General features: G+C 61.4%; 13 protein-coding genes. 9 read left to right on the top strand and 4 right to left on the bottom strand.

Annotated elements, in window-relative coordinates:
- Nucleotides 1-72 precede the first annotated feature (72 nt).
- From AACY36_RS01455 to dacB, 3 genes are all read left to right on the top strand, one after another.
- On the top strand, nt 73-1008 hold the full coding sequence (locus AACY36_RS01455) for a glutathione S-transferase family protein (protein ID WP_339417706.1): 936 nt from the start codon (nt 73-75) through the stop codon (nt 1006-1008).
- 109 nt (nt 1009-1117) lie between these two features.
- Nucleotides 1118-3538: a TonB-dependent siderophore receptor gene (locus AACY36_RS01450; RefSeq protein WP_339496693.1), complete on the top strand. Its 2421-nt coding sequence runs from the start codon at nt 1118-1120 to the stop codon at nt 3536-3538.
- A 144-nt stretch (nt 3539-3682) separates the two neighbouring features.
- A complete protein-coding gene (gene dacB / locus AACY36_RS01445) occupies nt 3683-5128 on the top strand; it encodes a D-alanyl-D-alanine carboxypeptidase/D-alanyl-D-alanine endopeptidase (RefSeq protein WP_339417708.1) in 1446 nt (481 codons plus the stop codon).
- Nucleotide 5129: 1 nt separating this feature from the next.
- Here the strand turns inward: dacB and AACY36_RS01440 are convergent, their stop codons facing one another.
- Nucleotides 5130-5909, bottom strand: a complete 780-nt coding sequence (locus tag AACY36_RS01440) for an IclR family transcriptional regulator (protein WP_339417709.1) — start codon at nt 5907-5909, stop codon at nt 5130-5132.
- A 120-nt stretch (nt 5910-6029) separates the two neighbouring features.
- Between AACY36_RS01440 and hmgA the strand changes: the two genes are divergently transcribed.
- Genes hmgA through AACY36_RS01420 form a run of 4 tightly spaced genes read left to right on the top strand, consistent with a single transcriptional unit; the run spans nt 6030 to nt 10680 of the window.
- On the top strand, nt 6030-7313 hold the full coding sequence (hmgA, locus tag AACY36_RS01435) for a homogentisate 1,2-dioxygenase (protein WP_339417711.1): 1284 nt from the start codon (nt 6030-6032) through the stop codon (nt 7311-7313).
- 3 nt (nt 7314-7316) lie between these two features.
- A complete protein-coding gene (gene fahA / locus AACY36_RS01430; RefSeq protein WP_339417713.1) occupies nt 7317-8603 on the top strand; it encodes a fumarylacetoacetase in 1287 nt (428 codons plus the stop codon).
- A 12-nt stretch (nt 8604-8615) separates the two neighbouring features.
- Nucleotides 8616-9257 carry a maleylacetoacetate isomerase gene (maiA, locus tag AACY36_RS01425; RefSeq protein ID WP_339417715.1) on the top strand — a complete coding sequence of 214 codons (642 nt, stop codon included), beginning with the start codon at nt 8616-8618 and terminating at the stop codon, nt 9255-9257.
- Between the two features lie 55 nt (nt 9258-9312).
- A complete protein-coding gene (locus AACY36_RS01420) occupies nt 9313-10680 on the top strand; it encodes an MFS transporter (RefSeq protein WP_339417716.1) in 1368 nt (455 codons plus the stop codon).
- Here AACY36_RS01420 and AACY36_RS01415 read toward each other — a convergent pair.
- Nucleotides 10677-11480, bottom strand: a complete 804-nt coding sequence (locus tag AACY36_RS01415) for a SirB1 family protein (RefSeq protein ID WP_339417717.1) — start codon at nt 11478-11480, stop codon at nt 10677-10679. The genes AACY36_RS01420 and AACY36_RS01415 overlap by 4 nt on opposite strands.
- 187 nt (nt 11481-11667) lie before the next feature.
- Here AACY36_RS01415 and AACY36_RS01410 point away from each other — a divergent pair, with 187 nt between their 5' ends.
- Nucleotides 11668-12687, top strand: coding sequence for a Glu/Leu/Phe/Val dehydrogenase family protein (locus AACY36_RS01410; protein ID WP_339427131.1), 1020 nt, complete (start codon nt 11668-11670; stop codon nt 12685-12687).
- 54 nt (nt 12688-12741) lie between these two features.
- Here AACY36_RS01410 and AACY36_RS01405 read toward each other — a convergent pair whose 3' ends face one another.
- The gene (locus tag AACY36_RS01405; RefSeq protein ID WP_003171979.1) at nt 12742-13002 is read right to left on the bottom strand and encodes a YebG family protein; all 261 of its coding nucleotides are present in this window, start codon (nt 13000-13002) and stop codon (nt 12742-12744) included.
- Nucleotides 13003-13254: 252 nt separating this feature from the next.
- On the opposite strand from AACY36_RS01405, the gene AACY36_RS01400 reads away from it, so the two are divergent.
- On the top strand, nt 13255-13743 hold the full coding sequence (locus AACY36_RS01400; protein ID WP_339417719.1) for a phosphate-starvation-inducible protein PsiE: 489 nt from the start codon (nt 13255-13257) through the stop codon (nt 13741-13743).
- Here the strand turns inward: AACY36_RS01400 and AACY36_RS01395 are convergent.
- Nucleotides 13740-14054 carry a DUF3509 domain-containing protein gene (locus tag AACY36_RS01395; protein ID WP_339417720.1) on the bottom strand — a complete coding sequence of 105 codons (315 nt, stop codon included), beginning with the start codon at nt 14052-14054 and terminating at the stop codon, nt 13740-13742. The two genes, AACY36_RS01400 and AACY36_RS01395, sit on opposite strands and share 4 nt — an antisense overlap.
- Nucleotides 14055-14186 lie beyond the last annotated feature (132 nt).

Below are 14186 nucleotides of genomic sequence, written 5' to 3'. Positions count from 1 at the left end.
ATGGATTGCCATCACGCCACCCAATGGTTTTGCACGCTAAGCTGCGGGTTCCTTTGTTAAGTGGACCCAAGCATGTCTGAGCTGATCCTGCACCATTACCCCACCTCTCCGTTTGCGGAAAAAGCTCGGCTGCTGCTGGGTTTCAAAGGCTTGTCCTGGCACTCGGTGCACATCTCTCCAGTGATGCCCAAGCCGGGCCTGACAGCCCTTACCGGCGGCTATCGCAAGACCCCAGTGTTGCAGGTCGGCGCCGATATTTACTGCGACACTGCCTTGATCGCGCGCCGGTTGGAGCAGGAGAAGGCCGTGCCGGCGCTGTTCCCGCTGGGCCAGGAAATGATCACTCAAACCTTCGCCACCTGGGCTGACAGCGTGGTGTTCGCGCATGCCGTGAGCCTGGTGTTTGAGCCTGAATCGGTGGCGGTACGCTTTGGCAAACTGCCGCCAGAGGCAATCAAGGCGTTTCTCGCCGACCGCGCCGCGCTGTTCAGCGGTGGCACCGCGAGCAAGCTCCCGGCCGAACTGGCCAAGCATCAATGGCCGGCGATAATGGCGCGCCTGGAGCAACAGCTACAGCGCGAGGTAGGGGATTTTCTGTTTGGCGAACCGTCGATTGCCGACTTTGCCTTGGCGCATTCGTTGTGGTTCCTCAAAGCCACCCCAGTGACTGCGCCGTTGGTGGATGCTTATCCGGGCGTGTTGGCCTGGTTGGGCCGCGTACTCGGTTTTGGCCACGGCACGGCCAGCCAGATGAGTGCCGAGCAGGCGTTGGACATCGCGCGTGATTCCACGCCCGCTGCTTTGCCGGACGAGGTGTTCGAGGATCTGAATGGTTTCAAGGCAGGCCAGCACGTCACCGTTTCGGCGATCGATTACGGCGTCGACCCGGTCGCAGGCGAACTGCTATTTGCCGGCCGCGAAGAGCTGATCCTGAGGCGTACCGATGAACGCGCGGGCACCGTGCATGTGCATTTCCCACGCTTCGGTTTCCACATTCAGGCGCAATAAGTAAAAATATTTGCAAATAAGAGTGAGGTAAATTGCCGTCCCATCCGTGTAGTGCATGAAACTGCGATCTATTCGCATTAACAGCGTTTTCTACACGGGTTCTCACAGCATGAAGTCGACGGCGGGCGGTTTGGTTAAACAGTGGTTGGGCGCCTCGGTATTGGCAGCGTCGGGGCTGGCGTTGCTACCCCTCTGCGTGGCGCAGGCGCAGGCGCAGCAAAGTGTGCAGTTCAACTTTGCCCTGGCGGCCAAACCGCTGCCCCAGGCCCTGAGCGATTTCAGCCGGGTCACCGGGATCAGCGTGATCTACACCGATGAAGCGCCCTACGGCCTCAAGGCCCCGGCGGTCAGCGGGCAGATGAGCGCGCCCCAGGCCCTGCAACGCCTGCTCGGTAACAGCGGCTTTACCTTCCGCCAGATCGACGCCCGCACCCTGGCCCTGGAACCGGTGCCCACCGAGGGGGCGGTCAACCTCGGTGCCACCACCATCAGTGGCGTCGGCCAGCAGACCCAGGACAGCACCAGCTACCAGCCACCGCCTACCAGTTCGGTGATGCGCTCCCACGGCCTGCTGCTCGAAACCCCGCAAACCGTCAACGTCGTCCCCGCCCAGGTACTGCGTGACCAGACCCCGCGCAACCTGGATGACGCCCTCGCCAACATCAGCGGCATCACCCAGGCCAACACCTTGGCCAGCACCCAGGACGCGGTGATGCTGCGCGGCTTTGGCGACAACCGTAACGGCTCGATCATGCGCGACGGCATGCCTATCGTGCAGGGGCGTGCGCTGAATGCCACGGCGGAGCGCGTGGAAGTGCTCAAGGGCCCATCCTCGCTGCTGTACGGCATCCAGGACCCGGGCGGCGTGGTGAACATCGTCAGCAAAAAGCCTGAGCGGGTGCAGTCCACGGCTCTGACCGTGCGCGGTTCAACCTTCGATGACGGCAAGAACGGCAGCGGCGGCAGCCTCGACACGACCGGCCCGATTGGCGACAGCGGCCTGGCGTATCGGTTGATCGTTGACCATGAAGACGAGGATTACTGGCGTAACTTCGGCACTCGCCGTGAGAGTCTGATCGCGCCGTCGCTGGCCTGGTATGGCGACACCACCAAGTTGCTGTTGGCCTACGAACATCGCGAGTTTCTCTCGCCGTTCGACCGTGGCACCGCCATCGACAAGTCCAACCACCCGCTGGACATCCCGTCTACCCGGCGTCTGGACGAGCCGTTCAACAACATGGAAGGCCGCTCCGACCTGTACCGCTTCGAAGCCGACCATGATTTGAACGACGACTGGAAAGCTCATTTCGGCTACAGCTGGAACCGTGAAACCTACGACGCCAGCCAGGTCCGTGTCAGCGCCGTGGCCACCAACGGCAACCTGACTCGCAGGATGGACGGCACCCAAGGCGCGATCACCACTGACCGCTTCACCACCGCGAGCCTTGAAGGCAAGGTCAATGTGTTCGGCCTGCAGAACGATCTTGTGTTTGGCATGGATGATGAGTACCGCAAGGTCTACCGCGCCGACCTGATCCGCCAGAATTCACGCAGCCCGTTCAATTACAACAACCCGGTGTACGGCAACGAAGTGGCGGGCACCACCGTCAGCGCCGCCGACAGCGCCCAGACCGACCTGCTGCGCAGCGACTCGCTGTTCTTCCAGGACGCGATCCACCTGACCGATCAGTGGATTTTCGTCGCCGGCGCGCGCTACCAGATGTACGACCAATACGCCGGCAAAGGCGTGCCGTTCAAGGCCAACACCAACGGCAATGGCCAGGCCTGGGTGCCGCGTGCCGGCCTGGTGTATCGCTACACCGATGAGCTGTCGTTCTATGGCAGCTACACCGAATCGTTCAAACCCAACTCCACCATTGCTGCCTTGGCGGATGGCAGCACCTTGACCGGCGACCTCACGCCCGAAGCATCCAAGTCCTGGGAACTGGGGGTCAAACTCGACATTCCGGGGCGTATCACCGCCAGCGCGGCGTTGTTCAATATCGACAAGCGCAACGTACTGGTGTCGGTCGGTTCCGGCGCGAATACGGTCTACAGCATTGCCGGCCAGGTGCGTTCGCGTGGCCTGGAACTGGACGCCACCGGCCAGTTGACCGACCGCTGGAGCCTGATCGGCAGCTACGCCTACACCGACGCCGAAGACATCAAGGACAACGACCCGACGCTGGAAGGCAACCGCCTGCAAAATGTGGCCAAGCACACTGGCTCGCTGTCGGTGGCCTATGACTTTGGCAACATTTTTGGCGGCGATCAGCTGCGTGTGGGCACCGGTGCGCGCTATGTCGGTGAACGCGCAGGTGATGCGGCCAACGATTTCACCCTGCCGGGTTACACCGTGGCGGATGCATTTGCCACCTACGACACCAAAATCGATGGGCAAAAGGTCAAGTTCCAGCTCAACGTGAAGAACATGTTCGACCGCGTCTACTACACCTCGGCCGCGAGCCGGTTGTTCGTGTCCATGGGCGATGCGCGACAAGTGTCGGTCTCCAGCACCCTGGAGTTCTAATGTGGGCTTGTCGTGAACGGGCTTGTCGAATCATCGCACCGCCCCGCAGCGCGGGACGAGCCCGCTGACTACACCAGCGCGCTCGCCACGCAGGGAGCGAGCTGGTAGCGTGGCCGCACAGTTTTTTGCGGAAATAAAGCACCGATGTTTTTTGGAAAATGGATATACGCCAGCGTCATACTGTTTCTGCTGGGTGGTTGCGCGAGTGTTTCGCCAACCTCCACCCAGGCCTCTCTGGACCATCTCCTGGCTGATCCAGCGCTGCATGGTGCCACCGTCTCCCTGATGGTGCGCGACGCCCGCAGCGGCAGCACCCTCTACCAGCACAACCCACGTACGCGATTGGTGCCGGCTTCCAATCTCAAGTTGTTCACCACTGCTGCGGCGATGGACGTGCTGGGGCCGCAGTACCGGTTCTCCACTCAACTGCTCAGTAATGGCGCGCAGCAAGGTGAGCGCCTCAGCGGCAACCTGTACCTCAAAGGCCTGGGCGACCCGACCACGCAATTCGCCGACTACCAAGCGCTGGCCGCGCAGCTGGCGGCGCAAGGCGTGCGCCAGATCCAGGGCGACCTGGTGTTCGACGACACCTGGTTCGACGCTGAGCGCCTGGGTGTTGATTGGGCCCAGGACGACGAAAGCACTTACTACGGCGCGCAGATTTCGGCGCTGACCGTATCGCCCAATACGGACTTCGATGCGGGCACCTTGCTCGTCACGGCGAAGGCGCCGGTCGCGGTCGGCCAGCCGGTAAGCGTGGTGATAAGCCCAGCCACCGACTATGTGCAACTGAGCAACCGTGCCGTCAGCGGCCCAGGCAACAGCTACGGCATCACGCGCCAGCACGGCACTAACCTGTTGCAACTCACGGGCGCTTTGGCACCGGGCAAGCAAAGACGGCAGTGGGTGAGCGTGTGGGAGCCGACACAACTGGTGGCCAATCTGTTTGAACAGGCATTGGCGCAGCAGGGCATTCAGGTGATGGGACGGCGTGTGATCGGCGGTGCAAGCCCTGTGACGGCCAGGGTCCTGGCGGAGCATCAATCGGCGCCTTTGCGGGAATTGATCACGCCGCTGCTCAAGCTGTCGAACAACAACATGTCCGAAGCCTTGCTCAAGGCCATGGGGCGCAAAGCATCCAATGCAGGTACGGCGCAGGCCGGTGTCGCGGCAGTGGCGGACTTCATGCGCCGCCAGGGTTTGGACCCGATGACGCTGAGCCAGGTCGATGGTTCGGGCTTGTCGCGGCGCAATCTGGTGTCGTCGCAGAACCTCACCGATCTGTTACTGGCCACGGCCAAACAGCCCTGGTTCGAGGCTTGGTACAACGCCTTGCCGATCGCCGGCAACCCGGACCGCATGACCGGCGGCAGCTTGCGCTACCGCTTGCGTGGGACGGCTGCAGAAAACAATCTGCACGCCAAGACCGGTTCCATGGCCGGGGTTTCCTCGTTGAGCGGCTACATCACCGACGCCGAGGGCCGACGCCTGGTTTTTTCAATAATCAGCAATAACTACCTGAGCAATGCCGCGCCCATCCGTGCGCTGGAGAATCGCGTGGCACTTGCACTGACCCAATGGCACGACTAGCTCACGGCTGATAGCCCATGCGCCAACTCACGGCCCGGGTCGCCGCCAGCAAGCGCTGCGCCGCCGGGCCATCTTCATCGGCGTGGAACAATGAGGTGGGACCGACCACGGTCATCACCGCCGCCACTTGGCCGATGGCGTTGAACACAGGCGCCGACAAGGCATCCACCCCCGGCATCAGCAGACCATGCACAAAATGCAGGCCACGGCTGCGGATCTGCTGGCAGACGGTGGCGTAAGCCTGGTCATCGGCCAGGGCATGGGCGATGCCAGCCTGGATCTCGCGTTCACGCAATTCCACGGTTTCCCGCGACGGCAGAAAGGCGCTGAACACCAGCCCGGTGGACGAGCTGAGCAGCGGCAACACGGAACCCAATTGCGTCACCACCGTGACGGCGCGCACGGCGGGTTCGATCTGCACCACGGTCGCCCCCTGGTTGCCCCACACCGCCAGAAAGCAGGTCTCATTCAACGCGTCGCGCAACTCCGCCAGCGGCATTGCGCCGACTTTCAGCACGTCCATGCTGCCCAGCGCCGCCAGGCCCACGCGCAAGGCTTCGCGGCCCAGCCCATAGTGGTTGGTGGCGGTGTTTTGTTCGGCAAATCCCGAGGCGATCAACGCCTGCAAATAACGATGCACCTTGCTCGCCGGCATCTGCACGTGCTCGGCCAGGCGCGACAGCGAGGTGGCCGGCGACAGTTCGGCCAGGGCCTTGAGGATGTCGGTGCCCACTTCGGCCGAGCGGACTTTCTGTTTACCGGTGTCGCGGGGCTTTTCCATGGAAGGGCGAGAATCCGAGAGATGAATGGGCGTCTTTATAGCTTGACGGTCGACAGTGATCAAATTACGTTATGCGTAACTGGATTACGATAAAAACAACTTCCGTGTAGAGGACGATCCATGAACCTCGAATACCTGTCGGGCTTCGGCAATGAATTCGCCAGCGAAGCCCTGCCCGGCGCATTGCCGGTCGGCCAGAACTCCCCGCAAAAAGCGCCTTATGGGCTGTACACCGAGTTGTTCTCCGGCACAGCGTTCACCATGGTGCGCAGCGAAGCCCGGCGTACCTGGCTTTACCGCATTCAGCCGTCGGCTAATCACCCTGCGTTCGTCAGGCTTGAGCGGCAATTGGTCGGTGGGCCGTTGGGCGCGGTGACGCCCAATCGCTTGCGTTGGAACCCGTTGGATGTTCCAAGTGAACCGACGGACTTCGTTGATGGGCTTGTAGGAATGGTCGCCAATTCGGCGCTGGAAAAACCCTCTGGCATCAGCATCTATCACTACTGTGCCAACCGTTCCATGGAGCGCGTGTTCTTCAACGCCGATGGCGAATTGTTGATCGTCCCCGAGCAAGGTCGGCTGCGTATCGCCACGGAATTGGGCGTGCTGGAGGTGGAACCGCTGGAGATCGTCGTGCTGCCGCGAGGCCTCAAGTTCCGCGTCGAACTGCTGGATGCCCAGGCGCGTGGCTACGTCGCCGAGAACCACGGCGCGCCGTTGCGCCTGCCGGACCTGGGCCCCATCGGCAGCAATGGCCTGGCCAATCCGCGCGATTTCCTCACGCCGGTTGCTCACTACGAAGACCTGAAAAAGCCTACGACGTTGGTACAAAAATTCCTCGGTGAACGCTGGGCCTGTGAACTGGACCATTCCCCGCTCAACGTCGTCGCCTGGCACGGCAATAACGTGCCGTACAAATACGATCTGCGCCGTTTCAACACCCTCGGCACCGTGAGTTTCGATCACCCGGACCCGTCGATTTTTACTGTCTTGACCTCGCCGACGAGCACCCACGGCTTGGCTAACCTCGACTTCGTGATTTTCCCGCCGCGCTGGATGGTGGCCGAAAACACCTTCCGCCCGCCGTGGTTCCACCGCAACCTGATGAATGAATACATGGGCCTGATCCAGGGCGCCTACGATGCCAAGGCCGAAGGCTTCCTGCCCGGCGGCGCGTCGCTGCACAGTTGCATGAGCGCCCACGGCCCGGACGGCGAGACCTGCACCAAGGCGATCAACGTCGATCTGGCGCCGCACAAGATCGATAACACCATGGCTTTCATGTTCGAGACCAGCCAAGTGCTACGTCCCACGCGGTTCGCCCTGGAATGCCCGCAACTGCAAAACACTTACGACGCGTGCTGGGCCTCGCTGCCCGCCACCTTCAACCCGAATCGGAGATAACCCATGACTCAGCCAACACTAACGCGCAGCTGGGTGGCCTCGGCCAATGGTCACGCGGATTTCCCCCTGCAAAACCTGCCGCTGGGGGTGTTCAGCCTCAACGGTTCGGCGCCGCGCAGTGGCGTGGCGATTGGTGATTCCATCCTTGATCTGCACGCAGCCTTGGATGAGTTCGAGGGTGAAGCGCGTCGCGCCGTTGAAGCGACCGCCGGCGGCCAACTGAACGCGTTTTTTGAACTCGGCCGTGGCCCGCGCGTGGCCTTGCGCGAGCGTCTGCTGGAACTGCTGGCTGAAGGCAGCACACTGCAAACCCGCGAGGCACAGGTGCTGCACCGCGCCGCTGATTGCCAGATGCACCTGCCGGCGAAAATCAATGACTACACCGACTTCTACGTCGGTATCGAACACGCGCAAAACGTCGGCAAACTGTTTCGCCCCGACAACCCGCTGCTGCCCAACTACAAGTACGTGCCGATTGGTTACCACGGCCGCGCATCGACCATCCGCGCCTCGGGCACCGAGGTGCGTCGTCCCAAAGGCCAAACCTTGCCAGCCGGCCAGACCGAGCCGACCTTCGGCCCGTGCGCGCGCCTGGACTACGAACTGGAGCTGGGCATCTGGATCGGCCAGGGCAATGCGATGGGCGATTCGATCGCCATTGGTGACGCGGCCGAGCACATTGCCGGTTTCTGCCTGCTCAATGATTGGTCGGCGAGGGATATCCAGGCCTGGGAATACCAGCCGCTGGGGCCGTTCCTGTCGAAAAGCTTCATCACCACCCTTTCACCGTGGGTGGTGACCGCCGAGGCCTTGGAGCCGTTCCGCAAGGCACAACCGGCGCGGCCTGAAGGCGACCCGCAACCGCTGCCGTACTTGCTGGATAAGCGTGACCAAGCTGCGGGTGCGCTGGATATCGAATTGGAAGTACTGCTCACCACCGCCGCCATGCGCGAGCAGAACCTGCCGGCTCATCGCCTGGCTCTGAGCAACAGCCTGCACATGTACTGGACCGTCGCGCAGTTGGTTGCGCACCACAGCGTCAACGGCTGCCAGTTGCAAGCGGGTGATCTGTTTGGGTCGGGCACCTTGTCGGGGCCGCAAGAAGGCCAGTTTGGCAGCCTGTTGGAAATGACCGAAGGCGGCAAAAAGGCTATCGAGTTGCCGTCCGGCGAAGTGCGCAAGTTCCTTGAAGACGGCGACGAAATCATCCTGCGCGCCCGTTGCAGCCGCGAAGGGTTTGCTTCGATCGGCTTCGGCGAGTGCCGCGGCACTGTGATCGCGGCGCGCTAGGAGGGCAGGGTGATGGAACTCTACACGTACTACCGTTCGACCGCGTCGTACCGGGTGCGTATTGCCCTGGCGCTCAAGGGCCTGGATTTCAGCGCCGTGCCGGTCAACCTGCTGGTGCCGTCGGGTGGTGCCAATCGCCAGCCGGAGTACCTGGCGATCAACCCACAAGGTCGCGTGCCGGCGCTGCGTACTGATGAGGGCGAGTTGCTGATTCAGTCACCGGCGATCATCGAATACCTGGAGGAACGTTATCCACAGGCGCCGTTGCTTTCCAAAGACTTGACGACCCGCGCGCATGAGCGTGCGGTGGCGTCGATTATCGGCTGTGATATCCACCCGCTGCACAATTCGAGCACCCAGAACCTGCTGCGGCAATGGGGGCATGACGAGGCGAAGGTGTTGGCGTGGATCGGTCATTGGATCAGCCTGGGGCTTGGCGCGGTGGAGCAATTGATTGGTGATCAAGGTTATTGCTTTGGCGAGCAGCCGGGGTTGGCGGATGCGTTTCTGATCCCTCAGCTGTATGCGGCAGAACGCTTCAAAGTGCCATTGGCGGCGTACCCGCGCATTGGCCGTGTGGCGGGGCTGGCGGCGCAGCATCCGGCATTTATACAGGCTCACCCTGCCAATCAACCTGACACACCCCAACCCTGAATGTGGGCGCGGGCTTGTTCGGCGTCATCTCTATAAAAATAATAGGTACCTTGCGATGCACAACCAAATTGCCAGCTTTCGCGCGGCACTCGACGCCCGTCCGGTGTCGCGCTATCAGTGGTTGATTCTCCTGTTGCTCGCGCTGCTGCTGGTCACCGATGGCTACGACGCCCAAGTGCTGGGTTATGTCGTGCCGGCGCTGGCCAAGGATTGGGGGCTGGAGAAAGCCGCATTTGGTCCGGTGTTCAGCGCCAACCTGCTGGGGCTGACGCTCGGGTCATTGCTGGTCACACCCTTGGCCGATCGCTTTGGCGTGCGCCGCATCCTGCTCGGCTGTGTGCTGATCTACGCCAGCCTCACCGTGCTGATGGTGTTTGCCAACTCGCTGAACACGCTGATGGCCGCGCGGTTTATCTGCGGTATCGGCATGGGGGGCGCGATGCCGAGCGCGATGGCGTTGATGTCGGACTACTCCCCACCGCGCTTGCGCACGTTGATGGTGACCTTGGCAGCCTGTGGCTTCTCGTTTGGCGGGGCCGCGGGTGGTTTTGTGGCGGCGGGGTTTATTGAAGGCTTCGGGTGGCAGGCTGTGTTTCTTGCAGGAGGCGTGACACCGTTGTTGCTGTTCCCGTTTCTGGTGTGGCTGCTGCCGGAATCTCTGCCGCGTTTGCTGCGTGATGCCCCGTCCTATGCAAGGTTGCGGAAGGTGACGGTGCGTATGCTTCCCGACTGGCAACCGCCGTTGGCGACCGAGGCTGAAAACCAACAGGCGCAAAGCAGCAAGCTGACGGTCGTGGAGTTGTTCCGTAACGGCTACGCGCGCCCGACCGTGCTGATCTGGGCGACCTTTTTTGTCAGCCTGATCCTGCTGTATTTCATGATCAGCTGGTTGCCGTCGCTGCTTCTGGAAAGTGGTTTGACGCTGAAAGACGCCAATCTGGTGACGTCGATGTTCCTGTTCGCCGGCACCTTGGGCGCCATCGGCATGGCTTGGTTCGCCGACCGCTTGAAAAGCAAAGTACGACTACTGTCAGGCGTGCTGGCGGCGGCTGCTGTGTGCACCGTTTTACTCGGCCTGAACCATGACAACCCTCGCTACTTGGTGGCCTGCGTATTTGCGGCCGGGTTTTGCATCATCGGTGGCCAGTTGACCCTCAATGCCTTTGCCAGCAACTTCTACCCGGCGCATGTGCGCGCTACCGGTACGGGCTGGGCGTTGGGGGTAGGGCGATTTGGCTCAATCCTGGGGCCGCTCTTTGGCAGCATGCTGCTCGCGATGCATATCCCGGTGGAGCAGATTTTCTTCTTCTGCGCGATACCGGCGGTGATTGCGGCATTGTTGATTATTCAGGTGCGTTCGCCCGGGGTTGATGTGCCGAAGAGCCGGATGACAGGGGATATTCTCAAGACGCCACAGGCTTAGTGCACCACTGAATTGGGTGGCAGGTGCCCCAGCCGCTCGGTCAGGCGCAGGCGTTGGATGGGATCTTCGCTGAGCATCAGTGCGTGCTCCAGGTCGAAGCGTTCGGCGTTAGGGCAATCCAGGCGCTGATACAGGCTGGCCCTCGCCAGGTAATCGGCGGCGCTGGCGTTGCCCAGCTCCAGCACGCGTTCGGCATCGACCAGCGCTTCAAGCGGGGCGTCATTGGAAAGGTGCAGTTGCCGCAAGTTGCGCGACAGCCGTTGCAGGATCGAACGCGGATCGGCGGTGTACAGGTGGTCGGCCTGCAACTTGAGGTTGGGGCCGTACTGGCGTTGCAGTAGGTCCCGACAATCATTGGGGTACAAACGCCGCCCGCCGCAGGGGTCCAGCAGGTGATCGGCACCGGGTACCCGCAGCAGGAAGTGGCCGGGGAAATTCACGCCGACCATGGGGATGTCCAGGCGCCGCGCCAGTTCCATAGCGATCAGCCCCATGGCCAAGGGTTGTCCACGTTTGCGTCGCAAGACCTTGTCCAGCAGGGCAGCGGCGGGGCGCAAGGGGGTGAATTCATCCTGGGCAAACCCCAGGTCATTCATGCGCCGCAGCAGCGGCTGGGCCTGCTCATCCGCTGGCAGCATGGGCATGCCCAGGCTCACCTGCTGTTGCAACAGGGTCAATTCCTGCAGGATCAGCAAAGGCTGCACCGCCGGGTCGTGCTCGGCGGCAATCCACAGCGCCGCTTCAAACAGCGCAGGTGGTGAGCGTTCCAGGCAGGCGAAAAAGGCTTTGCGGGGATTCATTGCATTCTCCGACATAGGCCCCCGTTTTAGCCTTGCTGGGGTTTTTCGTCCAGTGGCTTAGCAAATATCCAGCGCGCTTATGTCCCAAATCCTGCAAAAACGGGCGTCTTATTCCAGCGTGGTCCGGCATTTTTCTGCCGCAAGCCTATACTTGGCCCACTACCAGAAGTGATTCGGGAGCTTGACGATGTTTGCTCTCATGCATAGCACCCGCCTTGAATCGCTGCACTTGAGCGTCGACCCGGTCACCGGGCTGAAGGCGGTCATCGCCATCCATAACAGTCGCCTTGGGCCCGCCCTCGGTGGTTGCCGTTACCTCTCCTACCCCGACGACGAAAGTGCCGTGGCCGATGCCGCGCGCCTAGCCCAGGGCATGAGCTACAAGGCCGTACTGGCGGGGTTGCCGGTGGGCGGCGGCACCGCAGTGATACTGCGCCCAGGCCACGTGGAAAACCGCGCGGCACTGTTTGAAGCGTTTGGCCGTTGTATCGAACAACTCGACGGCCGCTACATCACCGCCACCGACAGCGGCACCTCGGTGGCGGACATGGATTGCATCGCCCAGTACACCCGTTACGTCACCAGCACCACCGCCGCGGGCGACCCTTCACCCCATGCCGCCATGGGCGTGTTTGCCGGCATCCGCACCACCGCCATGGCCCGCCTGGGCAGCGACAACCTCGAAGGGTTGCGCGTGGCCATCCAGGGCCTGGGCAATGTTGGCTACGCCCTGGCCGAACAGCTGCACGCCGCCGGTGCCGAGTTGCTGGTCAGCGACATCGACCATGGCAAGGTGCAACTGGCCATGGAGCAACTGGGCGCGCACCCAATCGCCAACGAGGCGCTGTTAAGCACGCCGTGCGACATCCTCTCGCCCTGCGGCCTCGGCGCCGTGCTCAACCGCCAGAGCGTCGGCCAGCTGCGCTGCGCCGCCGTGGCCGGTTCCGCGAGTGCGCAACTGACCAACCTGCAAGTGGCCGACCAACTGGAAGGGCGCGGCATCCTTTACGCCCCCGACTACGTGATCAACTCCGGTGGCCTGATCTACGTGGCTCTTAGGCACAGCGGCGCAGAGTTGCCGATCATTACCGCGCACCTGTCTAACATCGGCACGCGCCTTACCGAAATCTTCGCCCACGCCCAGGCCGAAAAGCGCTCCCCCGCACGGGTGGCGGATGAGCTGGCCGAACGGTTGCTGTACCAATAGCCAGCTATTAAAAAGGCCCTGAATCCATGATTCAGGGCCTGTTCAATTCTGGCTTTACTCCGCTGCAGCGTTGAGCAACTCGGACAACGCGTCCGGTTGGCTCTTGAACGCCTTGGCAAATACATCGCGGTTCTTCGCCATGTAGATCCCGGCTTCTTCCACCTGCTGCTCACTCAGGGACGGCACTGCTTTTTGCAACACTTCTGCCAGCAACTCAGCGAGTTCAAGCATCTTGTCATGACGGTCAGCTTCGGCTTTATCCATGAACAAACGCTCCAGATCTCGGCTGCTGCGGTATACCACTTCGACGGCCATTCACCACCTCACATGCCTTCACGATAGTTGTCTTTTGCGACTACTGTATTTATATACAGCAAAAAGAGTAAGCCAAACCGTGGGGTTTGGATAGCAGTTTTTAATGTAGCCGGTAAATACAGGTTAAGCGTGCCTCATGTCACCCGGCCACCATCTCATACCTGCCCTGGCCTTTTTTCTGCATGCAACAGCAGAACAACCGTCACGTCCAACCCGCATTATCCGGTCGAGTCGACCTAAGGAAGCATCATCGTGAAAATCAACTGGGCCGAAAGGCTGCGCCAGCAAGTACATGGTCTGGCCGAGTCCCTGGGCAATCTGTTTGTCGAGTCGTTCCACTTCCTGGCGTTGTTCGCCATTGGTGCGGTGACCGCTTGGGCAGCGGTGATGGAGTTTCTGGGGATGCTGGAGAACGGGCACATCAAGATTGATGACATCTTGCTGCTGTTCATTTACTTGGAATTGGGCGCCATGGTCGGGATTTATTTCAAGACCAACCACATGCCGGTGCGCTTCCTGATCTACGTGGCGATCACCGCCCTGACGCGGCTGCTGATTTCCAACGTGTCGCACCACAACCCACCAGACGTAGGAATCATCTACCTGTGCGGCGGGATTCTGCTGTTGGCGTTCGCCATCCTAGTGGTGCGCTACGCGTCGTCGGCGTTCCCGTCGGTGAAGGTCGAAGGCCCGCGTCGCAAGGGTGGTGCGAGCCTGGAAACCGAGAAGGGCGAGCTTTAAAGCCCGGCGCTGAAGGGCAGGGGACGGGGGGGCAGTCGCTGTAGCACTGTGTGATCGCCATCTGTCATCACGGCGAGGATTTCCATGGCGCTGTGGCCTTGTTCGATGGCAATACCGAATTGGATGCTCTGCACCAGACGCTTCAGCCGCTTTGGATCGTTGCGCTGTTCGGCGCTGATCATGCGTTTGGCCACCACCCCGTCGTCATTGGAGAGGGTGAGCATAATGCTGCCGTCCAACCGTTGGATGCTCAGGTTGACCCGATAGTCCGGGGTGAAGGTGTCGGTGATGATCTGAAAAGGATTGTCCATGGTGCGTACCGCCTGATAAGAACATGCAGTCATTGACGACCGGTGTTGGGATTAGTTCGTGTCTCCTGACCACCGGCCACTTCGTCGCTGAAGCGTCACAAGATCCGTTTGCTTCGTAAGCTGTACAGCAAG

Origin of the sequence: Pseudomonas sp. EA_15y_Pfl1_P101 (assembly GCF_963970835.1) — a bacterium.
Classification (GTDB): Bacteria; Pseudomonadota; Gammaproteobacteria; order Pseudomonadales; family Pseudomonadaceae; genus Aquipseudomonas; species Aquipseudomonas tritici.
Note: the sequence above shows the minus strand (reverse complement) of the source record. Positions and strands in the feature narration are given on the sequence as shown.